Below are 24,874 nucleotides of genomic sequence, written 5' to 3'. Positions count from 1 at the left end.
TACGGCGTAATCGATTTCCGAAAGGGGGAAAGTGCATGCCTATCCATTGTTTTTTACTTTGTTTTTTCGTTCGTCTGAAGAAAGAAGGCCAGGCCAGCAGGTAAAAACGCCACATGGCTGTACGGTAACTACTATATATACTATAATTAAGATATAGATAACAGATAGAGCAAGGGGTGCAGGTTATGTTCTTGATGGCTTTAGTATTGATTGTTACCGGAGTAATTGGCTGCATTATTGCCGCCGAGGTAAGCGTAGAGGATTAATAAGAGAGAAAGCATTAGCCTTTGGGTTAATGCTTTTTTCTTATTTGTTAACCCCGCCGTTTCGGCCTGACCCAGAGGTATACGACAAGGAGGACTGCCCCGGCAGCTGCAAGCCCCCTTGTCGCCGATAATTCCCCAAAGATCAGCTGTGCAGCTGTAGCTAGTATGACAATTATTAAAACAAGCAATAAAACGATTTTTTCAGCCAATTCTTTTCCCCCTCTTTCCCTTCTATTCTACAATCCGCTTCCTATGATGTCCATTTGCCAAAAGCGAGTCATATTGTTTGTTTTTCGTGCCTTTAGGTTGATTTTTCCAATACAGGAATTTGGTAGAAAATTTGGGCGGACAGACACTTTTCCCGTTTTTTTTACATAGAGTTAGGTAAAACACAAGCTGAGCAGAAAGCGGGGATTGAGTATGTCCGGTATACTGGCTGCCCTCGGTTACTTGGTTAAGGAAGTCGTGTTTCTCGTTTCCTATGTGAAAAACAATGCTTTCCCGCAGCCGCTGTCTTCTGCCGATGAAAAAAAGTACTTAAGGCTGATGGCGCAGGGGGATGCGAATGCGCGCAACCTCCTCATTGAACACAATCTTCGGCTTGTCGCCCATATCGTAAAAAAGTTCGAAAATACCGGAGAGGATGCCGAAGACCTCATATCAATCGGGACAATCGGGCTTATCAAGGCGATTGAAAGCTATTCGGAAGGCAAAGGCACGAAGCTGGCCACCTATGCCGCCCGCTGTATTGAAAATGAAATACTTATGCATTTAAGAGCCTTAAAGAAAACAAAAAAGGATGTTTCCCTTCATGACCCGATTGGCCAGGATAAGGAAGGAAACGAAATTTCCCTTATTGACGTTTTGAAGTCGGAATCCGAAGATGTCATTGAAACCATCCAGTTGAACATGGAGCTGGAAAAAATCAAGCAATATATCGGAGTGCTCGACGACCGGGAAAAGGAAGTCATTGTCGGAAGGTTTGGGCTTGATTTGCAAAAAGAAAAAACACAGCGCGAAATTGCCAAGGAACTGGGCATATCCCGGAGCTATGTTTCAAGGATTGAAAAGCGCGCGCTAATGAAGATGTTCCACGAATTTTACCGGGCCGAGAAAGATCGGCGGAAAAAAGGAAAAGGCAGCTGACAGCAGCTGTCTTTTTACTTGAAATGAGAAATACTTTCAGCTCATTCCAGTTCACATGCCGTTGGAGTTCTTAAACGTAAGCGGGCTCCAATGCCAGCAACCCGCCCATTGATTGAACTGCAGCCCCAAGTTTAATTCAAGAGCCGGGTTTGTCTACCCATTTGTAGCCAATTCCCCAGACGGTCGTAAAATGGCCGTCCACCGGGAAACCTGCCTTTCGCAGCTTGTCCCTCAAGTTGCGGACATGCGAATCGACTGTCCGGTCTTCCGTTGATGCGGCAAATCCCCAAACGGCTGCAAGCAAATGTTCACGCGTGAACACCTTGTTTTTGTTTTTTAATAAAATCGCAAGGATGGAAAACTCTTTTGGGGTAAGGGAAATAGGCTGGCCCTCATAGACAAGTTCAAAGGAGGCCTGGTTCAGGACAAGCCCCTTGAATGAAAGGGTGGCGCCCACTGGGTTCTTCCTTCGCATGACCGCTTCAATCCGTGCAAAAAGTTCCTCCTCGTCAAAAGGTTTTGAAATATAATCGTCTGCCCCAAGTTTTAACCCTTTTACGATATCAGGCTTTTCCGTCCGTGCCGTCAGCAAGATAATCGGAACATCGGAATGTCTACGGATTTCACCGCAGGCTTCCCAGCCATCCATTTCCGGCATCATGACATCGAGCATGACGAGGTCTGCTTTCCCGCTTTCCAAATATTTGAGGGCTGAAAGGGCGGAAGTAAATGCAATGCAATGGAATCCGCGTGGCGAAAGATAAAGTGAAAGCAAATCGAGCATTCTCTGTTCATCGTCGATAAGGACAATCGTTTTCAAGATACCAACTCCCGGCTGTTCGCATATACCTTATCTCCATTATATAGGAAGCCATTCCAAAAGATTGTATTTTTTTCGCCCATGCAGGATTGCGCCCTGTACATACTCTATAGTAAAGAAAGGGGTGAATGCCATGTTTTATGGGTATCCATACCCTCCTTATCCATATGCATACCCATATGGGCCCGTTGGTGGGGGTTATGGTTTTCTATACGCGCTTTTCATCATTCTCTTAATTATTATCCTTCTGTTTGGGGGCTGGTGGTATTTCTGTGGCCGGCCATGCTAGGAGGATGCCGGGCTGCCATGATGGCGGCCCTTTCGATTGAAAGTATGAAACTTCCGAATTGGTAATCTTCTGAAAATATTCTATAATGGAATGGTACATATTTCCGTAGCCAATGGGCTGCATCAAAAAAAGACAAGGGGGATTAAAATGGTCAACGCAACTTATTCGGATGTATGGGATCTCGATGTATTTTTTCCAGGCGGCAGCTCTTCACAAGAGTTCCAACGCCACCTCGAAAACACAAAAGAATCAATCGATTTATTTTTTGGCGAAGTGGGAAAATGGGAGCCAAAAGGCGGGGCAGGGGATGCCGAAGCATTGGGCAGCCTGATCGCCCTCTTTGAAAAAACCGCGATGAAGACCCGGCAGGCAGGGGCTTTCCTTAGCTGCCTGAAGGCGCAGAACACCGAAGATAAAAAGGCTCACGAACTCCTTGCCAAGGCGACTGGCCTGAACGCTTCCTTCCAGACCGCGCTCACAGTTTTCGATGGAAAACTCGCCAAAATTGATGAGGAACAATGGAAGGCGCTGATGGAAGATGGCAGGCTGAAGGAATTGGAATTCGTTCTGACTGAGCGAAGGGAACGGGCCGCCGAAAAGCTTTCCGATGCCGAGGAGGCAGCAATCAACGCCCTCGGAATTGACGGCTACCATGCGTGGGGACAAATGTACGACATGGTCGTCGGCAAAACAAAGGTCCATTTTTCAAAGGATGGAGAAACGAAGGAACTGTCTGTCGGCCAGGCTGCGAACCTGTTCTCCAGCCCTGACCGGAATGTCCGCAAGTCTGTTTTTGAAGCTTGGGAGAAGGCATGGGAAGGAAATGCCGATTATTTGGCGAAAATCCTTAACCACCTGGCAGGATTCCGTCTCAATGTGTATAAATTACGGGGCTGGGATGATTTCCTGAAAGAGCCGCTTGATTACAACCGGATGAAAAAAGAGACGCTCGATGCAATGTGGGGGGCGATTACCGCCAATAAGGAGCCATTGAAGGCTTATCTAAAGCGCCGGGCTGAATTGATGGGGGCCAAGAAGCTTAGCTGGTATGACCAGGATGCGCCGTTTGGAAGCGCGGATTCAAAGGTGCCTTATCATGAAGGGGCGGAATTCATCCTTGAGCAATTTGCCAAATTTGGCGGGGAAATGACTTCTTTCAGCAAACACGCGTTTGGAAATAATTGGATTGAAGCGGAAGACAGGCCGGGGAAAGCGCCGGGTGGGTTCCATACGTATTTCCCTGAATCGAAGCAATCAAGGATTTTCATGACGTATTCCGGAACGCCTTCAAATATTTCGACCCTGGCCCATGAATTGGGGCATGGTTTCCACACGTATGCTATGAGGGATTTGCATTTGCTTAACCGGAGCTATGCGATGAACGTCGCGGAAACGGCATCAACATTCGCGGAAATGATCGTCGCTGACGCCGCTGTGAAAAACGCCAGGACCGAAGAAGAGAAGCTTGCACTCCTGGATGACAAGGTTCAGCGTTCAGTCGCGTTCCTTATGAATATCCATGCAAGATTCCTGTTCGAAACGAGCTTTTACGAAGAGCGGAAAAAGGGCTTTGTCAGTGCTTCCCGCCTGAATGAATTGATGGAAGAAGCACAGCGCGAGGCATTTCTCGATTCTCTTGAAGAATACCATCCTACATTCTGGGCTTCAAAGCTCCATTTCTTTATCACGGGCGTGCCGTTCTACAATTTCCCGTATACGTTCGGTTACCTGTTCTCGCTCGGCATTTATGCGAGGGCGCTCGAGGAAGGAAGCGGGTATGAAGAGAAGTATATCGCGCTCCTGAAGGATACAGCATCGATGACAGTCGAGGAGCTGGCTGAGAAGCATCTAGGGGCAGATTTGACAAAACAGGACTTCTGGGCAAGTGCCATTAAGCTTTGCATGGATGATGTCCATGAATTCCTTGAACTGACAAAGGACCTTTAATTTTTTCGTAAAAAAACACCCCGCAGCGAGTGGCTGCCGGGGTGTTTTTGGCTATTAAACCTTTTTAAGTTTAAATGGGCTGACCATCAGGAAAGATAGTACCATAACGACAAACAGGAATGTTTGCGGCGGAGCGTAAGGGATGGCAAGGAAACTGAGTGTAACCAGGCATCCGGCAGCCGTGATCGGCAAACCTGTGAAATAGCCGTTGCTTTCGGTGATATTGAATCGGGCCAGGCGGAAGGCTCCGCAGGCAATGAAGAAAATTGTGAAAAACGAACCCGGGCCGCCAAATTCAGATAAGATTCCCTGATATATTAATAGTGCAGGCGCCACGCCAAATGATATAATATCACTCATGGAATCCAATTGCTTTCCCAAATCGGATTCGATATTGAATTTCCTGGCAACCATGCCGTCGAACCTGTCCGCGAGCGCGGCGATGAAAATAAGCAGAAGGCTGAGCCTTAGATTTCCGTGCATCGTAAATATAATTGCAAATCCACCAAGCGATAAATTCAACAATGTCAGGACATTGGCTGTCTGTGTTTTAAGTTTTTTGACTGTCTGGTCTACTACTTCCAATAAAAACATATCCTCACTCCTTTTTGCTATCCGGCTTCCTTAATGGAAAGTCCGGTATAAGAAAGAAGAAACAAAGGCAGTGGCCAAGGTTCCCAATTCTAGCGCGCTAATTATCCGTTGGTTTTAATCATTAACCTATCATACTTCTATTTTAAGTCTTTTATGACGGTTCGTAAAGAGTATATTTACACTATTTGGAGGTAAGTACATTGTTTCAGCCCATCTACAGGCTTTTCATCGAGTTAACAAATGGAAAATGGACATCTTCGCTTCTAAGGAAATTTTCAAGGTCCCCAAGGAGCAGGAGGGCCGTTGCCCGCTTTGCAAAAGCATACAGGCTCAATACCGAAGAAATGGAGACGCCGCTTGCCGAATTTCCGACATTGCACGACTTGTTTATCAGAAAGCTGAAGCCTGGCTCGCGTCCGGTTGACCAGGGGGAATTTTCTGTCGTCAGCCCTGTCGATGCCGTTATCGAGGACATCGGCACAATCAAGCCGAACAGTGAAATGGAAGTAAAGGGGAAAATCTATTCCGTCATTGACATGGTCGGAGACAGGCAAACGGCTGAAAAATATATGGATGGAACGTACATGATCTTTTATTTAAGTCCGAGCCATTACCACCGCATCCATAGCCCTGTCGACGGGGAAGTGAAACGGCAGTGGGAGCTTGGGACCAAATCGTATCCGGTAAATAAGTGGGGCCTGAAATATGGCGTGGACACCTTGTCAAAAAATTACCGGATGATTTCGGAAATCCAAACAGCCAAAGGAATGGTTGCCGTCGTCAAGGTCGGTGCGATGTTTGTCAATTCCATTGAGACGACGCATGAGGGCAGCGAACTGAAAAAAGGGGAAGAAATGGCTTATTTCAGTTTTGGGTCAACGATTGTCCTTCTGTTTGAAAAAGGCTGTTTCATTCCGGAACAATCGATTTCCACCCCATTTGATATCCGGATGGGAGAAAAGGTTGGGACGCTTGGGACACGTTAATAGAGTAGAAAAACGGCGCTATCGCAGCGCCGTTTTTTTATATATTAAAAAAGCCCAGGAATGGGGCTTTGTCAGGAGGATGCCCTGACTTTATGTGATAAAGAGCGGCGCTGGATTTCCTTTTCGATAAGACGAATAAAATCAGGGCTTAGGTTCAGTTCTCTTGCCTTAAAATAGGACTCGATCAACAAATCATCCGACAGTTTGCGCATGCCAGAATTCACCCCCTGTTAAAATATGTGTCTAAAAACACAGTGGCTGCATATAATGGTAAGTTCAATGTTGTTATCCTTAATCTAACAAAAAAAAGGGGGCAGAACAATCGTTCCTATTGTCCACAGCAACCGGTGGATAACCTGTGATTAAGTTGTTTATAATTGGGAAAAAGGTGATAGTAGCAAGTGGTATAATGTTGATAAAGTTATCCACATGTTACGATGGCGCCGAATTTGTCGAAAAGTTTTTCTGGCTATTTTCATCTTTTTGACATTTTTTAGCGCGTAAATATATGAAACGGAAGAATTTTCAATCCTGTTTTCGGCAATTTTCATATAGTGGTCGCGAATAGCTCCGAGTCCTATCGATTCCCGAATTTGAAGTAAAAGAGTGAGTTTGGGAAAAATGTTTTTGAAACCTATGTCAAAATTGGTTATGATGGTAACATTGCCAACCTTATGATATTAAAACGGGGTGTTTACGATGCTAAACCTTTTCCTGCCCACTGAGCATGTAAAGAATATTTTTGAGATTACTCCTCAACAGTTGAAAGATAAGGGCATTAAAGGAATTATTACCGATCTCGACAATACCCTTGTAGAATGGGACAGGCCGCTGGCTACGCCTAAATTGATTGAATGGTTTGATGAGATGCGGAAAAATGATATTCTCGTAACAATCGTTTCGAACAATAATGAACAGCGGGTAAAATCATTCTCCGACCCATTAGGGATTCCGTTTATTTTCCAGGCAAGGAAACCGATGACCCGGGCTTTTAGGAAAGCGGTTGAACGGATGGGGCTGAAACGGGAAGAAACGGTCGTGATTGGAGACCAGTTATTGACGGATGTTTTCGGTGGGAACCGGGGCGGGTTCCATACGATATTAGTGGTTCCCGTAGCGCAGACCGATGGATTTTTCACACGATTCAACCGGAAGATTGAGCGCAGGATCCTGAATTTTTTCCGAAAAAAAGGAATGATTGATTGGGAGGTTTAACAGTGGACGAGGAACGTGATATTTGCATTGGATGCGGGGTAGCCATCCAGACGGAGTCCCCGGACGAACTCGGCTATGCCCCCGCTTCCTCTTTAGGGAAGGAGCAGATCATTTGCCAGCGCTGCTTCCGCCTAAAGCATTACAATGAGGTTCAGGATGTCAGCCTGACCGATGATGATTTTTTGGAAATTTTGAACCAAATTGGAAAGACGGACGCCTTGATTGTGAAAATTGTTGACATTTTCGACTTCAATGGCAGCTGGATTCCGGGAATGCACCGCTTTGCAGGCGGCAATAAGATCCTCCTTGTTGGAAACAAGGTTGACTTGCTTCCAAAATCGGTCAAGCACAATAAGCTGATCAATTGGATGAAACATGAATCGAAGGAACTCGGCCTCCAGGCAGAAGATGTATTCCTCATTTCGGCGGCTAAAGGACAAAATATCAGGGAAACGGCAGAGGCAATCGATTCCTACCGGCAGGGCAGGGATGTGTACGTTGTCGGCTGTACGAATGTCGGTAAATCAACGTTTATCAACAGGATTATCCGTGATGTAGCCGGTGGCCAGGATGTTATTACAACATCCCACTTTCCCGGCACAACCTTGGACATCATCAAAATACCGCTTGATGACGGAAAAGCCCTCATCGATACCCCGGGAATTATCAATCATCACCAGATGGCGCACTACGTCGGCAAAAAGGACTTGAAGGTCATTACCCCGAAAAAGGAAATAAAGCCAAAGGTCTATCAGCTGAATGAGGGGCAGACATTGTTCTTCGGCGGCCTCGGCCGGCTTGATTACACCGCGGGCGGCAGAAGGGCGCTTGTTTGCCATTTTTCCAATGACCTCGGCATCCACCGGACAAAGACGGAAAACGCCGATGAGCTGTATAAACGCCATGTCGGGGAAATGCTGACGCCGCCTAACAGTGATGAGCTTGACACATTCCCCGAGCTTGTAAAACAGGAGTATTCAATCAGGGAACCTAAGACCGATATTGTCTTTTCCGGGCTTGGATGGGTAACAGTCAATGAGCCAGGGGCGAAAGTAACTGCCTATGTTCCCCGGGGCGTCCAGACGATGCTGCGGAAGTCGCTTATTTAGGTTTAGGGGGAATTTCGGTGAAAAAGCTTTTTGGCGTTATCGGGAATCCGATTGCACACTCCCTTTCGCCCCATATGCATAATGATCTGTTCAGCCTGTACGGGATTGACGCGCATTATCATCCCTTCCTTGTTGAAGAGGGACGGTTACAGGAAGCTGTTTCCGGTTTAAAGGCAATCGGGGCGGCGGGGTTCAATGTAACGATTCCATACAAAACGGACATTATGCCTCTTTTGGATTGGATCGACCCGCTAGCAAAAGAAATAGGCGCGGTCAATACAGTCGTTAACCGGGATGGGCAGCTTGCCGGTTATAATACGGACGGGCCCGGATTCCTGAAGAGCCTTGAGGAAGGTTTTCCTCCGCTTGAAAATCCAGCCATTCTCGTAATCGGCGCTGGCGGGGCGGCAAGGGCGATTTATTTTACCCTTGAAAAAACAAGGCCGGCGGTGATTGATATTTGCAATCGCAGCCTTCCGAAAGCGGACTCGCTAACAGGCGAATCGAAATTGGGCGTTCCGTCCAGGGCGCTTACAATGGAAGAAGCGGCCGAAAGAATCAATGAGTACGATATGGTCATCCAGACAACTTCTGTCGGGATGCACCCGGAAACAGGCGTGAGCCCGATTGGCCTCAACAACCTGAATAAGCGGGTGCATGCCGCCGATATTATTTACAATCCTTCCGAAACGGAATTCCTGAAACAGGCCCGCCTGCGGGGAGCGAGGACAATGAATGGCCTTGGGATGTTTGTCCATCAGGGCGCCCTAGCCTTCGAACTGTGGACGGGAATCAAGCCGGATGCGGACAGGATGCGTAAAACCGTACTGAAACAACTAGGAGGTGCTATATGTTAACAGGAAAGCAAAAAAGGTTTCTCCGTTCCAAGGCCCATCACCTTACCCCTATTTTCCAAGTAGGAAAGGGCGGAGTGAACAGCAACATGGTCAAGCAGATTGCCGAAGCCCTCGAAGCGAGGGAGTTACTGAAGGTTAGCGTCCTTCAGAACTGTGACGAAGACAGGGACACGGTCGCGGAGGAACTCGCCAATGGGGCGCGTGCCGAGCTTGTCCAAATTATCGGAAACACAATCGTCCTTTACAAAGAATCTGTTGAGAATAAACAAATCCAGCTCCCTTAGGGCATAATAAGGAGGAGGCTTCATGAAAAAGGTAGGCATTCTTGGGGGGACATTCAATCCGCCGCATCAGGGCCATTTAATTATCGCCAACGAGGTTTGCCATTCCCTCGGCCTTCATGAAATATGGTTTATGCCGAACCAGGAACCTCCCCATAAACATAAAGCGGCCGGGGCATTGGATGCAGACCGGGTCGCGATGCTTGAAGCTGCGATAAAAGGGAATAAGTTGTTTAAGGTGGAAAAGGCGGAGCTCGAAAGGCAGGGGCCTTCCTACACGTTTGAAACAATGAAAATCCTGGCCGAAAGGTACCCTGATTGCCAATTTTATTTTATTATTGGGGCCGATATGGTTGAATATTTGCCGAAGTGGCATAAAATTGACGAGCTTTTGAATCTGGTTACTTTTGTCGGCGTCCAGCGTCCGGGCTACTCAATGGAGACGCCTTATCCGATTGAAACGGTGGAGGTTCCTGCTATCGACCTGTCGTCAAGCATGATAAGGGAAAGGCTTCGTGAAGGCAAAACGGTACAATATCTTTTGCCGGAACGCGTCATCAGTTACATTGGGGAGAATAAACTATATGGAACGTGAAAAAGCTTTGCAAATCGTGAAAGGACAATTGACGGAACACCGTTATGTCCATACGCTCGGGGTCGTTGAAACTTCAATAGCGCTTGCCAGGAAGTACGGCGCAGACCCGGACAAGGCGGAGCTGGCCGCAATCTTCCATGATTATGCGAAGTTCCGCCCGAAAGATGAAATGAAGAAAATTATTTTGGAAAACGGGTATCCACAGGACCTGCTTGAGTATAGCCCGGAGTTATGGCATGCCCCAGCCGGCGCTTTTCTCGTTGAAAAGGAAGCGGGGGTTACCGACCCGGATATATTGGATGCGATTCGCTACCACACATCCGGCAGGCCGGGGATGTCGCTTTTGGAAAAAATCGTTTACCTGGCCGATTATATCGAACCAGGCCGAAATTTTCCCGGTGTCGAGGAGACACGCGAGCTGGCCGAGAAAAACCTTGAGCTCGCGCTTATCCAGTCGGTCAGGAACACGATTTCATTTTTGATGAAAAAAAATCAGCCGGTCTACCCGGCAACCTTTTTAACCTATAATGACCTCGTAAAAAACAGGAGGATTGATGAATGAGCAAGCAAGAGTTGCTTCAGATTGCGGTAAAGGCCGCCGATGATAAAAGGGCTGAGGATATCCTGGCCCTGAATATGAATGGGATTTCGCTGATTGCCGATTACTTTATCATCTGCCACGGAAACTCAGATAAGCAGGTACAGGCAATCGCCCGTGAAATCAAGGAAAAAGCCGGGGAGAATGGCTTTAGTGTCCGCAGGATTGAAGGCCTTGACGAAGCGAAGTGGGTTTTAATTGACCTTGGCGATGTAGTCGCCCATGTGTTCCACCGCGACGAGCGGACGTATTACAATCTTGAACGCCTTTGGGGAGATGCTCCGCTCGAAAACATCTCAAGCGTTCTAAACCCATGAGTTACGGGCATTTCGCCTATTTGTACGATGAATTGATGGAAGATGCGCCGTACGATGAATGGGTGGAGTGGGTCCTTAACGCCTGGGAGACATTTGGGCCAGATGGGGAGAAATCCCTTCTTGACCTTGGCTGCGGAACGGGAGAGCTATCACTTCGGTTTGCAGGGGAAGGCTTTTCCGTTACCGGGGTGGACCTTTCAGCGGATATGCTTTCGGTAGCCCGGGCAAAATCCGAGGATGCCGGTTTCACCATTCCATTTTACGAACAGGATATGGCTCAGCATGAACTGCCTGGAGATTATGGGATGATCGGGATTTTCTGTGATTCACTCAATTATTTAACGACAGAGGAAGCAGTCAAAAGCACGTTCCGGCAGGCGTCAGTCCATCTTTCGCCAGGAGGCTTGCTGGTATTTGATGTCCACTCTACCGGAAAAATTGAAAATGGCTTTGTTGACCATTCCTTTTCCCTAAGCGGGGACCGTGTATCGTATATTTGGGATAGCTTTGGCGGAGGTGAACCGCATAGCGTTGAACACGAAATCAGCTTTTTTGTCCTCGATGAATCCGACGGCCGCTATGACCGCTTCGATGAGGTCCATTATCAGAGGACGTATCCTACTGGCGTGTATGCGGACTGGCTCAAGGAGGCGGGGKTTACCATTGTTTCAATAACGGCGGATTTCAAAAATTTCCCGCCAAACAACGATTCTGAACGGATTTTCTTTATTGCCAAGAAACAATAAATACAAAATGGCCAATCCTTTTTGGAATTGGCCAATTTTTTTTAAAAAAAGAAGGAAATCACTTCTAAGCGGCGAATTAGTTGGGAGAATACTGTTCTTCAGCTTTTTTTAAATCCTCTTCAAATTTCGCATGGGTCGCATCGAGCAAATGATAAAATAAATCCCCAATCCCTTTTTCAAGAACCTTTATACCCTCACCTGTAATTCCGCCTTTCACGCATACCTTTTCCTGCAGCGTGGGCAATGTGTAATGGCCCTGGCTTAATAATTCTCCCATTCCAATGATCATGGTGCTGGCCATTTGCGTCGCCCGTTCTTTATCGATTGCCGTTTTTTTGACGGCCGCTTCTATGAACGCCTGTAAAAGGAAACTGAAAAATGCTGGCCCGCAACTGACAATATCGGATGAAACACGGACATATTCCTGTTCAATCTCGATTGGGGTCGATAGTTTGGACAGGAAATTAAACGCTTTGTTTTTCCATTCCGGATCACATTTTTCCCCGTATGTCATAAGGCATGCGCCGGCCAATGCCCTGTTTGTAATGCTCGGTATTGCCCTGATGACCGAACAGTCTACAAGAGTCTCAATTTGGCCTGTACGAATCGGGCTTGTTATGGATACAAGGCATTTTTCTTTTGTCAGAAGGGAAGTGATCGTTCCGAGGAGCCCGTGGATTTCCAAGGGCTTGACACAAATAAACACCATATCCGAATGACGGGCAACTTCCTCGGCCTTTTCGGCAACCTGGATGCCCGGATACACTTTTTTAAGCTCCAATGCTTTCGCCATCGTCCTGTTGGCGACCATAAGGGACTCCGCTTTTACCGCCCCGCTATCAATAAACGCTTCTGCGAGAATTCGCCCCATATTACCTGTCCCGATAATACCGATATTCATCTTCACAATCCCCTCCTGGCCAAACGAATTCCACTACAACAATATGAATCGGACAAGCAAATTATACCTAAAGGAGAATTTTCAATGACAGAGTGGCTGAACAGCAATAAACTCTATTTAGCCGCGGCCGTTGCCGCACTCGGAATCTTTTTGTATTATAGCTTCTTTCGGGAGCCTGTTCCGGAAATGAGCGGGCAGGCGGACCCTTTCCTGGAAATGGAGGAACGGGCGGAATCACCAGGCGCAGATGCCGGGGAGGAGAACGTACTGATTCTTGTCGATGTAAAAGGGGAAGTGAGAAAACCGGGGGTGTACCGTGCGGAGAAAGACGAAAGGGTAATTGATATGATTGAAAGGGCAGGCGGCCTGACGGAAAAGGCGGACGCGGCCCAGGTCAATTTTGCCCAAAAGCTCGAGGACGAGATGGTCATTTTTATTCCGTTAACAGGAACGGAAGGGCCGCAAATGTCCTTGCCTGCGCCCGGTTCGGCAGAGAATGGGAAAATCAACATCAATAAAGCCGATGCGGCGGGACTTCAGGAAATACCGGGAATTGGCCCTGCCAAGGCGGCAGCCATCATTGAATACAGAGAAAAAAACGGGCCTTTTAAAGATACCGCCCAATTAAAGGAGATTAGCGGAATAGGGGAGAAAACGTATGAAAAGCTCGAATCTTCCATTACTGTCCGTTGACCGTATGCGACAAAGGAAGGTAAACTGATAAGGACAAACAGCCAACACAGCATAAGGGGGAATTGAAAAATGGAAAGAATTTCGTGGGACCAGTATTTTATGGCGCAAAGCCATTTGCTGGCCCTGAGGAGCACATGTACCCGGCTGACGGTAGGAGCGACTATTGTAAGGGATAAACGGATCATTGCCGGCGGATACAACGGATCAATTGCAGGCGGGGAGCATTGTACGGACCATGGCTGCTATGTCATTGACCACCATTGCGTCCGAACGATCCACGCGGAAATGAACGCTCTCCTGCAATGCGCGAAATTTGGCGTTCCCACCGATGGAGCGGAAATCTATGTGACCCACTTCCCGTGCCTGCAATGTTCCAAGGCGCTCATCCAGGCGGGCATCAAAACGGTCTATTACGCAACGGATTATAAAAACCACCCTTATGCGGTTGAACTTTTCGAAAAGGCAAATGTGAAAACTGAAAAGGTGGAATTGGAAGAGACCATTATTGACTTCAGTAAAATTGCCTCTATTCCTAGCCTTGCCCAGGAAACTGGCCGCTAATTCAATTTGCGCATCCCCGGTTTGCAGCGGATGCGCAGATTGATTTTCTAAAGCGCACGCACAAAACAACAGTATAGTGATGATTTCCGGAGGTAATTATGAAAAAGAAGTTCATCCTCCTTGCCCCCGCGGCCCTTTTAGGGACCTTAACCGCGTTTTATCACGTGAACCCCATTCTTCTCGCCTTCCTTCTTTACCTTTTTTTCCTGTTAAAAATAAAAAGGTTTACGTTTGTGGACATTGTTCTCGTCGTTGTCGTATTTGTGCTATTTTCCGAATTTGGATTCCAGTCAGTCCAGAAAAACAGAACACTTCTTTCCGGAAATGAAAGGGAGTTCACATTAAGTTTTCGGTCCGGCGCAAAAATTGATGGCGACTTTTTTATTGCAGAAGCGGTCGATGCCCGAACCAGCGAACATGTTATGGCTACATACAAAATAAAAAGTGAATTGGAAAAAGCAGCTCTTGAAAAAGCAAGTTTTGTCGGAAGAAGCTGCCGGCTTACGGGAAAATTGGATCTCCCTTCCGGTGCAAGAAACCCGGGCGCCTTCGATTACAGGGAATATTTAGGCAGGCGCCACGTTTTTTGGATGCTGAAGCTTGACGGCGCTCCACTAGGGATGTGCAGGGAAGAGGCTTCAGGCATTGTTGAAAGGCTCGGCAAGCTCCGGGAGCGGGGGATTAAAGGCATGTCCGGACACCTTCCCGCGGAGACTGTTCCAGTTGCGGCCGCTCTCATATATGGTGAACAGTCGCTATTCTCCCTCGAGGTGAGCGGAGCCTACAAAAATTTAGGGATTACCCATTTGTTAGCGATTTCTGGCATGCAAGTGACCATTTTGGCAGGAGCAGCCTTATATGCTGGCATCCGAATGGGCGTAACGCGTGAACGGATGGCCGGGAGCCTTTTGTTCCTTCTTCCTCTGTATGCCATCCTCGCAGGTGGTTCTCCATCCGTAATCAGGTCGGTTCTGATGGCCGAAATTCTCCTGCTCGCAAATCTCCGCCCGCACTCTTTCCCTGTCAGCGCAATCGATGCCCTTTCCCTATCCCTTGGAGTGTATTTATTGGCAGATCCCTATATCCTGTTTGATCCCGGCTTTCAATTATCCTACGCGGTTACTTTTGCCCTTTTAGTATCGTCGCGTGCATTACAGGGGATGAAAGCTGGGGGCGCCGTCCTCCTGCTTGCCGGGACGATGATCTCCCAGAATGCCGCCTTGCCAATTTTGTTGTCCCATTTTTATGGCATCCCCCTGATTGCAGCCGTGGCAAACCTCATCTACATTCCGCTTTATTCGTTCTTTTTGATGCCGGCTGTGTACATTTTATATCCATTCAGCTTTTTGGGCGGTTTGGGTGATTCTGCAGCCTATTATGTAAATAAGGGAATTATCCTCTCGGACAGGCTAGCGGTTTTCATGGCGAAAACCCCTTTCCAGCTTACCCCCGGACACCTGGGTTTGCCGGCAGTCTCGTTTTATGCCGCGGCTGTCATTTGTTCCCTCATTTTTTGGGAAAAAGCTCAGCCTGGTAAAAAGGCGGCCGTATTTCTCTGCATCCCGATTATCTTTCTGGTTATTCATGTAGAAATTAAGCAGGCAAGCCCTTCTGCCGGGGAAATCACATTGATTGATGTTGGCCAGGGTGACAGCATTTTAATAAAGCTGCCGGACTATAAAGGGGTTTATCTTATTGATACAGGCGGGGTTGTTGATTTTGGAAAAAAGGAATGGCAGCAGCGGAAAAAGCCATTTGATCCCGGAAAGGACACTGTCATTCCCCTTTTAAAAGCTAAAGGCATAACAAAAATTGATAAGTTAATCCTGACACACGGCGATATGGACCATATTGGCGGTGCCGCTGCAATCCTGGATGAAATGAGGGKTGAGGAAATTATGATTCCAGACATGAGGGAGAAATCCGGACTGGAAGAAAGAATGATCTTCCTCGCAGCCGAAAAGGGAATTCCCATCCGGGAGGTATCAAGGGGAGAGAATTGGCAGGCCGGGCCTTATAGCTTCTATATCCTTTCACCCGGAAAAGGATATACTGGAGAACGGAATGGCGGTTCAGTCTCCATTTATTCCGTTCTAGGAGGCAAGAGGTGGTTTTTTACAGGGGACCTTGATCAACAGGCAGAGAACGAGATTGCGGGTACGTTCCCAAAATTGAAAATTGATGTCCTGAAGGCTGGCCATCACGGGAGCAAAACCTCTTCATCGGAGCAATTCCTAAAAATGTACCAGCCCGAGTTCGTCCTTGTTTCCGCGGGAGTGAACAACAGATTTGGCCACCCGAATGATGAAACCTTAAAGAGGTTTGAAGAAATTGGCGCAATGGTATTCAGGACCGACCTCCACGGGGCAATAACGTATACTTTTGAAGGAAATTCAGGAACCTTTTCTTCCTTTTTGCCATACACTGGACCATCGACCGGAAAAAATAAAGCCTCCGGGCCAAAATGAAAAGATTGCAACTCCGGAGCCAGTCCCGGTTAGCAGGAAAACCTTTCGCCAACAACAGAAATTGGACCACGGGACTCATTTCGGTTAGCCAAAACGGCTACCGGGAGAACAACCCCACGAATCCCGTTTTATGTTAGCCAAAACGGCTATCGGGGCAGAACAACAAGACGGAAACCATTCCTGTTGCCAAAAAGGCTTTAAGGGCAAAATAAAAAGGCCGCGGCAGGCGGCCTTGGAAGGCATCCATTATGAACCGATGGCATGGATGACTGTCGCGATTAGGAACATGGTTGCGAAAAAACCAAAGGAAACAATAAAGCCAACCCCTGAATCAATCGCATCGTTACGTTTGCTCTGGACGTTTTGTTCAAATTCGTTCACAAGCTACCCCTCCCTATATTCCATAATAGTATAAGCCATCCCCCAAAAAAAATCCAGCGCTGCATGCACGGCCGCTTTTTGTCAGTACTTAACACAAATAGTTTTTTCGTCAGGAGCGAAATATAAAAACAGTAAGGCGTTCCGCCGGCAGGCAAGGCCCGGGGCTTGTCGATCCGGCGTTCATATAAAATGGGGATCGGATATGGATTTCCGATTCCCTTTGAATGCTTGTAAAATTGGACGGGCTTCTTTAGGATAGAGAGAGAAAAAGGTGTATTTATTTGGGGAGAGTTGCAGGAATGGTAATGGAATTATGGAAACAAATCAGGGCGAAGCAGTTTTCTCCGGTGTATTTGTTATACGGTACTGAATCGTTTTTGATGAAGGAAACAGGCCAGCTTTTGCTTGACCAGGTGCTTGGGGATGAACGGGATTTTAACTTTTCAACCTACGACATGGAGGAGGCGCCTATAGAAGCTGCGCTTGAAGATGCGGAAACGTTTCCTTTTATGGGGGAGAAAAAAATTGTCTTTGTCCAGAATCCAGTCTTTTTGACCTCGGAGAAACAAAAGGAAAAAACGGTCCACAACCTTCAAAGGCTGGAAGCTTACTTGAAGGAGCCTGCACCGTACACGATTTTGGTGTTTTTTGCCCCATATGAAAAGCTGGATGAACGGAAAAAGCTTACAAAGGAATTAAAGCGGGTAGCGGTTACCGCTGAATTGAAAAAACTTTCCGATCAGGAACTGAAGCATTGGATTGCCGGCCAGGCGAAACGCAAGGGGTTCAGTATTGAGCCGGAGGCAGTGGAAATCGTCGCTGCACTTGCCGGAAGCAATTTGTTCATGCTGTCGAATGAATTGGACAAGCTGGCCCTGTATGCCGGTCCCGGCGGCAAAGTGGATGGGCCGACCGTCGAAATGCTCATCCCAAAATCGCTTGAACAAAACATTTTCAGCCTTACCGATAAGGTTGTGCAACGCAAAACGGCAGACGCGCTGCGTATCTATTATGATTTGATTAAGCAAAATGAGGAACCAATAAAAATTCTCGCTCTATTGGCCGGCCAGTTCCGGCTCATTTACCAAATAAAAGAACTGGCCAGGAAGGGGTATGGCCAGCAGCAAATTGCCGGTTTGCTCAAAGTCCATCCATACAGGGTCAAGATGGCGGCAGGGCTTGCGGGGAGATTTTCCGATGAGGAGCTCACGGGGATGATTGGGCAGCTTGCCGAAGCAGACTACAAAATGAAAACCGGGGGAGCCGATAAATCACTCCTTGTCGAAATGTTCCTTATGAAGCTTGGAAGGCCATCATAAAAAAAACAGCCTGCTCCTTTTCGTGGAGCAGGCTTTTCACTCTTATAGAGCGTTGATTTTCTTTGCTAGGCGAGACTTTTTGCGGGCAGCTGCATTTTTATGGATAAGGCCTTTAGTAACAGCTTTGTCAAGCTGGCTCACCGCTCCGGCAAAAACTTCTTTCGCTGCTTCGCCGTCGTTCAATACGATTGCAGATTCAGCTTTTTTAACAGCAGTACGCATTGCAGACTTTGCAGCTGTATTTTGAGCGTTGTTTGCTTCGTTTGTTTTTACGCGTTTGATAGCAGATTTAATGTTTGGCATTCCATTCACCTCCTAAAAAAGAACCGAGACACTTCTATGAACTCGACATTTCACTTCCATAAACATAAATAGGAACAAAAGATATTCTATCAAACGCATGCCAATATTGCAATACTCAACGAACAAAATGTGTAAAACCAATCTCCTTGACAGGCTGAATGAATTGCCCGGATCCAGGAAAACATAATAAGTAACATGAATGGCAATTCAACTAAGACTTGGGGGCAATAGTACATGAGTGAAATGTTCGATATTCGCAACTATGGACTTAGGACAGACCTGGCTGTAGAAGCAAGGGAAATGGCAATCGCCGGCAGGGAGGGAACAATTGGGCAGGAACGGAATGTTTCCGAAATCGAAGGAGTCATCATAAAGGAAAAAGAGATTGATGGGATGAAGGTTTCTCTTGTGGAAATAACAAAGGAAGGAGAAAAACAGGTTGGGAAGAAGCCCGGGCGCTACTTGACGATAGAAGTGGCGGGCATCCGCCAGCAGGATACCGAGCTTCAGCAAAAGGTTGGGAAATTATTTGCTGATGAATTTGGCGGGTTTTTGGAGAGCGCCGGAATCGGGAAAGAGGATTCATGCCTTGTTGTGGGCCTCGGAAATTGGAATGTAACGCCCGATGCACTTGGGCCAATCGTCTGCGAGAATCTTCTTGTGACGAGGCATCTCTTCAATCTCCAACCTGAAAATGTTAAAGAAGGCTACCGGTCTGTCAGCGCGCTTGCGCCGGGCGTCATGGGACTGACTGGAATAGAGACGAGCGATATTATCCAGGGGGTAGTTGGAAAGACGAAACCGGGATTTGTCATTGCAGTCGATGCGCTTGCTTCGAGGTCGATCGAAAGAGTCAATTCGACAATCCAAATTTCGGATACGGGGATCCACCCAGGGTCAGGGGTCGGCAACAAACGGAAGGAGCTCAGCAAGGAAACCCTTGGTATTCCGGTTATCGCTATAGGCGTGCCGACGGTCGTCGATGCTGTTTCCATTACAAGCGACGCCATTGATTTTGTCCTGAAGCATTTCGGCAAGGAGTTGAAGGAAGGGAACAAGCCGTCGAGGGCGCTTGTTCCGGCTGGCATGACGTTTGGAAAGAAGAAAAAGCTGACAAATGAGGACTTGCCTGAAGAAGAGCATAGAAAAACGTTTCTTGGCATCGTTGGCACCCTTGAGGAAGAGGAAAAACGCCAATTGATTCATGAGGTCCTGGCTCCGCTCGGGCACAATTTGATGGTAACGCCAAAGGAAGTGGATGTATTCATCGAGGATATGGCAAACCTGATTGCAACAGGGTTAAATTCGGCGCTTCATTCTGAAGTCGACCAGGAAAATACGGGTTTCTATACAAGGTAAGCTTTTTCCTGGCCACTTAATCAGAACCCGCCTTAAAAAGAAAACCTATTGCCATGCACATGCCACCTAAAATGAGGAACAGGTTCTACCAACTCTATCGCTTTCATATGATTTACTAGAAACTCGGTTCAAGGCATGTTGATTGTCTTTATGGCAATCCCTTGAATCGCTGTAGATCATTGGAGGGGATGGTGGGACGATGAAACACAGGCCGAACAATGCACTAATTTTATCAGGGACAGGCCTGGCAAAGGGGGCCGCCCTGCTGGCCAGCTTCCTGATTTGCATTTTTACCGCAAGCGGGCTCCTTGCATCCCTAGGTACGGGAAACACCCAAAAATCATTCGGCCTTGGAAATTCGCCAGGCAGAATCAATACGGAACTGCTTTACCGATTCGCGGGATGGGAGAACCATTACTTCGCGAGCCAGGATGGAAAAGGCGCGAGCCCGAAGCTTGCAAATCTTTTTTTATCCGTATCGGCAAATATAAAGTTAGACGACCCGAGAAGCTTGCTAGGACGGGAGTTGCCAGGTTTCTATTTGTTTGATGGCAGGATTGCCGTAGCGGGAGAAGGGACCAATTATACAAATATGCCAATTGAATCGGCTCCGCCAATTGAAATAATGAGGGCGGAAAGGGAGGCTGCGCTTCAAAACCTCGCCGATATTCCTTCTACCGGCAATGGCAGCTCCCCTGCACCGAGGTGGAAAGAAGGTGTGTTCATCTATTTCTCCCATAACCGGGAGTCTTATTTGCCTTACCTAAAAGGTGAAAAAGAGCCCAATCGCGCCTACCATTCGAAAATCAACGTCACGCAAATAGGGGATGTCCTGAAGAGTAGCCTTGAAGCTAGGGGAATTGGCTCGACTGTCGATAAAACGGATATTAATAATAGGTTGCTATCCAAAAAATTAGGATATGAAAAATCATATTCAGAAGCCAGGAATGTAGTTAAAGAAGCGATGGCAACGAATAAGGAACTTCTATATTATTTCGACATCCACAGGGATTCCCATCGAAAAAAAGAAACGACCAAACTAATTAACGGAGCTTCTTATGCAAAGCTGGCATTCGTTATCGGTGGTGACAATCCCAATTTCAAAAAGAATGAGCAATTCGCAACAGAGCTTCATGAGCTTCTTGAGAAAAACTACAAAGGCCTTAGTAGAGGTGTCGTGGTGAAAAAGGGAAAGGGGACGAATGGCAAGTACAACCAGGATTTATCAGGAAACGCCATTCTTATTGAATTTGGGGGAGTCGATAATACCTTCGAGGAATTGAACCGGTCCGCTGAAGCATTCGCAGATGTTTTTGCTGATTATTTCTGGCAGGCAGAAAGTGTGGAAAAACCGATTGAACAGCCGACTGATAAAAAGTAAGAGGAGGGAGCGGCATGAAGCTCTATATGTTAAAAGCACTTGGCCTTGCCGCGATCATGTTCGCGCTCGCCCTCGGGGGGATGCAGGCGGCAAATGACGGAATCAGCCGCATAAAGGGATATGGAGAACCTGAATTCAAGCAGCCTGTTTCTCTTGAAAAAGAAGGCCATGAAGATTTGACAGTCGGAATTATGGGAAGCGAGGTCGCCACAATCCGTTTAAATGAAAGAGGCCAACAAATTGAGGATACGGAAGGCATCAATGTGTTTTCCTCAATAGGCAAAGCACTGACAAGTATTCTGTCAGGAGCCGTAAAAGGAATAATTGATTTCTTTTCAAAGTAATATGCTTTTGTTTTTGTGTCCGGGTATGGAAGGCCCGGGCACTATTTTTATGTTTTATTTTCCTGCACGGCGGTAAGTGGCGCCACTTTTTCCTTCAATTCCCTGCATAACAGAATCCATATCTATCTCCGTGGGGATACCTGCACTTTTCATTGAAAGTTGATTTTCGTGCTGATATAATCAAAAATAGTCTACAGGTGCGTAAAACAGGAGTGAACCCTATTGAATAGAGAACAACGTTTGAAGAGGCAGTCGAAAATAAGGAACTTTTCGATTATAGCCCATATTGACCATGGCAAGTCGACGCTTGCCGATCGAATTTTGGAAAAAACGAATGCATTGACCTCACGTGAAATGAAGGACCAGTTGCTTGACTCCATGGACCTGGAGCGTGAGCGTGGCATAACGATTAAGCTAAACGCCGTCCAGTTGAAGTATAAGGCAAAAGACGGGGAAGAATATATCTTCCATTTAATCGATACACCGGGGCACGTCGATTTCACTTATGAGGTCTCGCGAAGCCTCGCAGCATGTGAAGGAGCAATTCTTGTTGTCGATGCCGCTCAGGGGATTGAAGCGCAGACCTTGGCAAACGTCTATCTTGCCCTTGATAACGACCTGGAAATCCTTCCGGTTATTAATAAAATTGACTTGCCAAGCGCTGACCCGGAGCGAGTCCGCAATGAAATCGAGGATGTCATTGGCCTTGATGCTTCCGAAGCGGTCCTCGCTTCCGCCAAAGCCGGCATTGGAATCGAAGACATCCTTGAGCAGGTAGTCAAGCAGGTTCCCGCTCCAACGGGAGATCCGGAGGCGCCATTAAAAGCCTTAATATTCGACTCGCTGTATGATGCGTATCGGGGCGTTGTTGCCTATATCAGGGTTGTCGACGGAACAATTAAGGTTGGCGACAAAGTTAAGATGATGGCAACCGGGAAAGAATTCGAAGTAAACGAAATCGGGGTGTTCTCGCCTAAAGCGGAACCGCGCGAAGAACTGACAGTCGGGGATGTCGGCTTCCTTACCGCTTCGATTAAAAATGTGAGTGATACGAGGGTCGGGGATACGATTACCAACGCGAAAGGCGGGGTAACCGAGCCGTTGCCAGGCTACCGGAAATTAAATCCGATGGTCTTCTGCGGTCTTTATCCAATTGATTCAAATAAATTCAACGATTTGCGTGAAGCCCTCGAAAAGCTTGAGCTGAATGATGCGGCTCTCCAGTTTGAGCCTGAAACATCCCAGGCGCTTGGCTTCGGTTTCCGCTGCGGATTCCTTGGCCTGCTCCACATGGAAATCATCCAGGAGCGGATTGAGCGCGAGTTTAAAATCGACCTGATTACAACGGCACCGAGTGTAATTTACCATGTTCTTTTGACGGACGGAACCGAGCTTAGCGTGGACAACCCATCCAATATGCCGGACCCGCAAAAAATCGACCATGTCGAAGAGCCATATGTTAAAGCAACCATGATGGCCCCGAACGATTATGTCGGCGCGATTATGGAACTTTGCCAGCATAAACGGGGTATTTTCATCGACATGCAATACTTGGATGAAAAGCGTGTCAGCATTGTATATGAAATTCCGCTTGCTGAAATTGTTTATGACTTCTTCGACCAGCTCAAATCGAATACAAGGGGCTATGCGTCCTTTGATTATGAGCTGATTGGCTATAAGCCTTCCAAGCTGGTCAAGATGGACATTCTGCTGAACACTGAAAAGGTTGATGCCTTGAGCTTCATCGTCCATAAGGATTTTTCCTACGAACGTGGAAAGGCGATCGTCGAAAAGCTGAAGGACCTCATACCGAGGCAGCAATTCGAGGTGCCTGTCCAGGCAGCTATCGGACAGAAGATCGTTGCCCGTTCCACAATAAAAGCAATTCGTAAAAACGTGCTCGCAAAATGTTACGGCGGGGACATTTCCCGGAAACGGAAGCTTCTTGAGAAGCAAAAGGAAGGGAAAAAGCGAATGAAACAAGTGGGTTCTGTTGAAGTCCCGCAGGAAGCATTCATGGCCGTCCTTAAAATGGATGACAGCGGACCGAAAAAGTAAACGAGATACGAGATGGCAGGCACCCGCCCGATCAGGCGGTGCCTGCCTTTTTTCATATAGGTGAATTGCCTTATATTAGAAGAAAGCGTCATAGCTTCTTGCTTCTTATTTTTTTGCCTTCTTATAGTATAATGGTTTAATATGTTTTTCTTGGAGTGATAAACGTGAATGAAACGAAATATACAGCGCCAGCCGCTGCCTATATCCATATTCCATTTTGTCAGCATATTTGCCACTATTGCGATTTCAATAAATTTTTCCTTCAGGGCCAGCCGGTTGACGAGTACTTAGAATCCCTCGATAAGGAGATTGGGCTCACACTTGGCCGCTATCCGGCGGGGGAGATGAAAAGTATATTTGTAGGAGGTGGAACGCCAACAGCCTTGAACAGTGCACAGTTGGAGAAGCTTTGCGGAAGCATTAACGCCAATTTGCCCAAGGCGCCTGGCCTTGAGTACACGTTTGAAGGAAATCCTGGCGACCTTTCCTATGAAAAACTGGCTATTCTTAAGGATGCCGGAGTGAACAGGCTGAGCCTTGGAGTTCAGTCATTTAACGATGAATTGCTTGAGAAAATCGGCCGGAGCCATAGGGCAAGGGATGTGTACAAAACAGTCGAGGATGCAAAAAGGGCGGGGTTCGAAAACATTTCCATCGATCTCATCTACGCACTTCCCGGACAATCGCTTGGCGATTTCAGGGAAACGCTAACCGAAGCACTATCCCTTGGCCTTCCCCATTTTTCAGGCTACTCGCTCATCATCGAGCCAAAGACGGTTTTTTATAACCTGATGAGAAAGGGAAAACTCCCATTGCCTGGCGAGGATGTGGAAGCGGCCATGTACGAACTGCTAATGGATGAAATGGCTTCGCATGGCTACCAGCAATACGAGATAAGCAATTTTTCAAAAAAAGGCTATGAAAGCCTCCATAATCTGACGTATTGGAGAAATGAGGAATACTATGGATTCGGGGCGGGTGCGCACAGTTATGTTGGAAAAGTCCGCCGCTCCAATATCGGTCCGCTTAACAGATATATGGCCTCCCTTAAAGACGGGCAGCTTCCTGTCTTGGAGGAAAATGAGGTAACAAAGGAAGAAGCGATGGAAGAAGAAATGTTCCTTGGCCTAAGGATGGCGGAAGGAGTCAGAAAGAGTCATTTTAAAAAGAAATTCAATGTTTCGCTCGAATCTGTTTTCGCATCCCAAATTGACACATTGTCGAAAAATGGCCTCATAGATGCCTCAGGGGAAAGCATCTTCCTGACGCGAAAAGGAAAGCTTCTCGGGAACGAGGTTTTCCAGTCATTTTTAATGAAGTAGGCGATGCCATTTTGAATC

Annotated in this window: 26 protein-coding genes and 1 pseudogene; 20 read left to right on the top strand and 7 right to left on the bottom strand. The window is 47.2% G+C overall.

The annotated features are described in order from the left end of the window. Positions 1 to 313: 313 nt before the first annotated feature. The gene (locus ADU24_RS23060; protein WP_156324584.1) at positions 314 to 475 is read right to left on the bottom strand and encodes a hypothetical protein; all 162 of its coding nucleotides are present in this window, start codon (positions 473 to 475) and stop codon (positions 314 to 316) included. 211 nt (positions 476 to 686) lie between these two features. Here ADU24_RS23060 and sigK point away from each other — a divergent pair, with 211 nt between their 5' ends. After that, positions 687 to 1,412 (top strand): RNA polymerase sporulation sigma factor SigK, encoded by a 726-nt coding sequence (gene sigK / locus ADU24_RS13990; RefSeq protein ID WP_053367217.1) that lies wholly within the window; start codon positions 687 to 689, stop codon positions 1,410 to 1,412. A 136-nt stretch (positions 1,413 to 1,548) separates the two neighbouring features. Here sigK and ADU24_RS13985 read toward each other — a convergent pair whose 3' ends face one another. Beyond that, a complete protein-coding gene (locus ADU24_RS13985) occupies positions 1,549 to 2,232 on the bottom strand; it encodes a response regulator transcription factor (RefSeq protein ID WP_053367216.1) in 684 nt (227 codons plus the stop codon). A 436-nt stretch (positions 2,233 to 2,668) separates the two neighbouring features. Between ADU24_RS13985 and ADU24_RS13980 the strand changes: the two genes are divergently transcribed. After that, entirely contained in the window at positions 2,669 to 4,468 is a 1,800-nt protein-coding gene (locus ADU24_RS13980) for a M3 family oligoendopeptidase (RefSeq protein ID WP_053367215.1), read from the top strand. 54 nt (positions 4,469 to 4,522) lie between these two features. On the opposite strand, the gene pssA is transcribed toward ADU24_RS13980, so the two are convergent. Next, positions 4,523 to 5,062, bottom strand: coding sequence for a CDP-diacylglycerol--serine O-phosphatidyltransferase (gene pssA / locus ADU24_RS13975; RefSeq protein ID WP_053367214.1), 540 nt, complete (start codon positions 5,060 to 5,062; stop codon positions 4,523 to 4,525). Between the two features lie 200 nt (positions 5,063 to 5,262). Between pssA and ADU24_RS13970 the strand changes: the two genes are divergently transcribed. Beyond that, entirely contained in the window at positions 5,263 to 6,048 is a 786-nt protein-coding gene (locus tag ADU24_RS13970; protein ID WP_053367213.1) for a phosphatidylserine decarboxylase, read from the top strand. A gap of 71 nt (positions 6,049 to 6,119) precedes the next feature. Here the strand turns inward: ADU24_RS13970 and ADU24_RS13965 are convergent, their stop codons facing one another. Continuing rightward, entirely contained in the window at positions 6,120 to 6,260 is a 141-nt protein-coding gene (locus ADU24_RS13965) for a sporulation histidine kinase inhibitor Sda (protein WP_053367212.1), read from the bottom strand. 487 nt (positions 6,261 to 6,747) lie between these two features. On the opposite strand from ADU24_RS13965, the gene ADU24_RS13960 reads away from it, so the two are divergent. The 8 genes from ADU24_RS13960 to ADU24_RS13925 are packed head-to-tail and all read left to right on the top strand — an operon-like array spanning position 6,748 to position 11,766. Further along, on the top strand, positions 6,748 to 7,263 hold the full coding sequence (locus ADU24_RS13960) for a YqeG family HAD IIIA-type phosphatase (protein WP_053367211.1): 516 nt from the start codon (positions 6,748 to 6,750) through the stop codon (positions 7,261 to 7,263). Positions 7,264 to 7,265: 2 nt separating this feature from the next. After that, positions 7,266 to 8,372, top strand: coding sequence for a ribosome biogenesis GTPase YqeH (yqeH, locus tag ADU24_RS13955; protein WP_053367210.1), 1,107 nt, complete (start codon positions 7,266 to 7,268; stop codon positions 8,370 to 8,372). A 17-nt stretch (positions 8,373 to 8,389) separates the two neighbouring features. Then, positions 8,390 to 9,229 (top strand): shikimate dehydrogenase, encoded by an 840-nt coding sequence (gene aroE / locus ADU24_RS13950; RefSeq protein WP_053367209.1) that lies wholly within the window; start codon positions 8,390 to 8,392, stop codon positions 9,227 to 9,229. Next, entirely contained in the window at positions 9,223 to 9,513 is a 291-nt protein-coding gene (gene yhbY / locus ADU24_RS13945) for a ribosome assembly RNA-binding protein YhbY (RefSeq protein WP_053367208.1), read from the top strand. Before aroE ends, yhbY begins: the two co-directional genes overlap by 7 nt. A gap of 22 nt (positions 9,514 to 9,535) precedes the next feature. After that, positions 9,536 to 10,105 carry a nicotinate-nucleotide adenylyltransferase gene (locus tag ADU24_RS13940; RefSeq protein ID WP_053367207.1) on the top strand — a complete coding sequence of 190 codons (570 nt, stop codon included), beginning with the start codon at positions 9,536 to 9,538 and terminating at the stop codon, positions 10,103 to 10,105. Then, positions 10,095 to 10,667, top strand: coding sequence for a bis(5'-nucleosyl)-tetraphosphatase (symmetrical) YqeK (gene yqeK / locus ADU24_RS13935; protein ID WP_053367206.1), 573 nt, complete (start codon positions 10,095 to 10,097; stop codon positions 10,665 to 10,667). The genes ADU24_RS13940 and yqeK overlap by 11 nt, the downstream gene beginning before the upstream one ends. Beyond that, the gene (gene rsfS, locus ADU24_RS13930) at positions 10,664 to 11,020 is read left to right on the top strand and encodes a ribosome silencing factor (protein ID WP_053367205.1); all 357 of its coding nucleotides are present in this window, start codon (positions 10,664 to 10,666) and stop codon (positions 11,018 to 11,020) included. Before yqeK ends, rsfS begins: the two co-directional genes overlap by 4 nt. Further along, a complete protein-coding gene (locus ADU24_RS13925) occupies positions 11,017 to 11,766 on the top strand; it encodes a class I SAM-dependent DNA methyltransferase (RefSeq protein WP_053367204.1) in 750 nt (249 codons plus the stop codon). Before rsfS ends, ADU24_RS13925 begins: the two co-directional genes overlap by 4 nt. A 76-nt stretch (positions 11,767 to 11,842) precedes the next feature. Here the strand turns inward: ADU24_RS13925 and comER are convergent, their stop codons facing one another. Next, positions 11,843 to 12,667, bottom strand: a complete 825-nt coding sequence (gene comER / locus ADU24_RS13920) for a late competence protein ComER (RefSeq protein WP_053367203.1) — start codon at positions 12,665 to 12,667, stop codon at positions 11,843 to 11,845. 84 nt (positions 12,668 to 12,751) lie between these two features. Here comER and ADU24_RS13915 point away from each other — a divergent pair, with 84 nt between their 5' ends. From ADU24_RS13915 to ADU24_RS13905, 3 genes and pseudogenes are all read left to right on the top strand, one after another. Beyond that, positions 12,752 to 13,360, top strand: coding sequence for a helix-hairpin-helix domain-containing protein (locus ADU24_RS13915; protein ID WP_053367202.1), 609 nt, complete (start codon positions 12,752 to 12,754; stop codon positions 13,358 to 13,360). 69 nt (positions 13,361 to 13,429) lie between these two features. Further along, a pseudogene (locus ADU24_RS13910) lies at positions 13,430 to 13,909 on the top strand (ComE operon protein 2); the annotation flags it as partial. A 110-nt stretch (positions 13,910 to 14,019) separates the two neighbouring features. After that, positions 14,020 to 16,389: a DNA internalization-related competence protein ComEC/Rec2 gene (locus ADU24_RS13905; RefSeq protein ID WP_053367200.1), complete on the top strand. Its 2,370-nt coding sequence runs from the start codon at positions 14,020 to 14,022 to the stop codon at positions 16,387 to 16,389. 246 nt (positions 16,390 to 16,635) lie between these two features. Here the strand turns inward: ADU24_RS13905 and ADU24_RS22630 are convergent, their stop codons facing one another. Beyond that, positions 16,636 to 16,770: a YqzM family protein gene (locus ADU24_RS22630; RefSeq protein ID WP_082306920.1), complete on the bottom strand. Its 135-nt coding sequence runs from the start codon at positions 16,768 to 16,770 to the stop codon at positions 16,636 to 16,638. A gap of 299 nt (positions 16,771 to 17,069) precedes the next feature. Between ADU24_RS22630 and holA the strand changes: the two genes are divergently transcribed. After that, entirely contained in the window at positions 17,070 to 18,089 is a 1,020-nt protein-coding gene (gene holA, locus ADU24_RS13900) for a DNA polymerase III subunit delta (RefSeq protein WP_053367199.1), read from the top strand. Between the two features lie 42 nt (positions 18,090 to 18,131). On the opposite strand, the gene rpsT is transcribed toward holA, so the two are convergent. Beyond that, positions 18,132 to 18,392 (bottom strand): 30S ribosomal protein S20, encoded by a 261-nt coding sequence (gene rpsT / locus ADU24_RS13895; RefSeq protein WP_053367198.1) that lies wholly within the window; start codon positions 18,390 to 18,392, stop codon positions 18,132 to 18,134. A gap of 234 nt (positions 18,393 to 18,626) precedes the next feature. On the opposite strand from rpsT, the gene gpr reads away from it, so the two are divergent. The 5 genes from gpr (at position 18,627) to hemW (ending at position 24,856) form a co-directional block, all read left to right on the top strand. Continuing rightward, positions 18,627 to 19,751, top strand: a complete 1,125-nt coding sequence (gene gpr / locus ADU24_RS13890; RefSeq protein ID WP_053367197.1) for a GPR endopeptidase — start codon at positions 18,627 to 18,629, stop codon at positions 19,749 to 19,751. Between the two features lie 199 nt (positions 19,752 to 19,950). Next, the gene (gene spoIIP / locus ADU24_RS13885; RefSeq protein WP_053367196.1) at positions 19,951 to 21,132 is read left to right on the top strand and encodes a stage II sporulation protein P; all 1,182 of its coding nucleotides are present in this window, start codon (positions 19,951 to 19,953) and stop codon (positions 21,130 to 21,132) included. A gap of 14 nt (positions 21,133 to 21,146) precedes the next feature. Further along, positions 21,147 to 21,476, top strand: a complete 330-nt coding sequence (locus tag ADU24_RS13880) for a DUF3679 domain-containing protein (protein ID WP_053367195.1) — start codon at positions 21,147 to 21,149, stop codon at positions 21,474 to 21,476. A gap of 222 nt (positions 21,477 to 21,698) precedes the next feature. Beyond that, a complete protein-coding gene (gene lepA, locus ADU24_RS13875) occupies positions 21,699 to 23,534 on the top strand; it encodes a translation elongation factor 4 (protein WP_053367194.1) in 1,836 nt (611 codons plus the stop codon). A 155-nt stretch (positions 23,535 to 23,689) separates the two neighbouring features. Continuing rightward, on the top strand, positions 23,690 to 24,856 hold the full coding sequence (gene hemW, locus ADU24_RS13870) for a radical SAM family heme chaperone HemW (RefSeq protein ID WP_082306919.1): 1,167 nt from the start codon (positions 23,690 to 23,692) through the stop codon (positions 24,854 to 24,856). Positions 24,857 to 24,874 lie beyond the last annotated feature (18 nt).

The organism is Bacillus sp. FJAT-27245 (genome assembly GCF_001273955.1).
In the GTDB taxonomy this organism is placed as follows: Bacteria; Bacillota; Bacilli; order Bacillales; family Cytobacillaceae; genus Bacillus_D.
Note: the sequence above shows the minus strand (reverse complement) of the source record. Positions and strands in the feature narration are given on the sequence as shown.

Coding starts and splice junctions, on each gene's coding strand:
- sigK (WP_053367217.1), top strand. CDS start 687: ATGTCCGGTATACTGGCTGCCCTCGGTTACTTGGTTAAGGAAGTCGTG.
- ADU24_RS13980 (WP_053367215.1), top strand. CDS start 2,669: ATGGTCAACGCAACTTATTCGGATGTATGGGATCTCGATGTATTTTTT.
- pssA (WP_053367214.1), bottom strand. CDS start 5,062: ATGTTTTTATTGGAAGTAGTAGACCAGACAGTCAAAAAACTTAAAACA.
- ADU24_RS13965 (WP_053367212.1), bottom strand. CDS start 6,260: ATGCGCAAACTGTCGGATGATTTGTTGATCGAGTCCTATTTTAAGGCA.
- ADU24_RS13960 (WP_053367211.1), top strand. CDS start 6,748: ATGCTAAACCTTTTCCTGCCCACTGAGCATGTAAAGAATATTTTTGAG.
- yhbY (WP_053367208.1), top strand. CDS start 9,223: ATGTTAACAGGAAAGCAAAAAAGGTTTCTCCGTTCCAAGGCCCATCAC.
- ADU24_RS13940 (WP_053367207.1), top strand. CDS start 9,536: ATGAAAAAGGTAGGCATTCTTGGGGGGACATTCAATCCGCCGCATCAG.
- yqeK (WP_053367206.1), top strand. CDS start 10,095: ATGGAACGTGAAAAAGCTTTGCAAATCGTGAAAGGACAATTGACGGAA.
- rsfS (WP_053367205.1), top strand. CDS start 10,664: ATGAGCAAGCAAGAGTTGCTTCAGATTGCGGTAAAGGCCGCCGATGAT.
- comER (WP_053367203.1), bottom strand. CDS start 12,667: ATGAATATCGGTATTATCGGGACAGGTAATATGGGGCGAATTCTCGCA.
- ADU24_RS13915 (WP_053367202.1), top strand. CDS start 12,752: ATGACAGAGTGGCTGAACAGCAATAAACTCTATTTAGCCGCGGCCGTT.
- holA (WP_053367199.1), top strand. CDS start 17,070: ATGGTAATGGAATTATGGAAACAAATCAGGGCGAAGCAGTTTTCTCCG.
- rpsT (WP_053367198.1), bottom strand. CDS start 18,392: ATGCCAAACATTAAATCTGCTATCAAACGCGTAAAAACAAACGAAGCA.
- gpr (WP_053367197.1), top strand. CDS start 18,627: ATGAGTGAAATGTTCGATATTCGCAACTATGGACTTAGGACAGACCTG.
- spoIIP (WP_053367196.1), top strand. CDS start 19,951: ATGAAACACAGGCCGAACAATGCACTAATTTTATCAGGGACAGGCCTG.
- ADU24_RS13880 (WP_053367195.1), top strand. CDS start 21,147: ATGAAGCTCTATATGTTAAAAGCACTTGGCCTTGCCGCGATCATGTTC.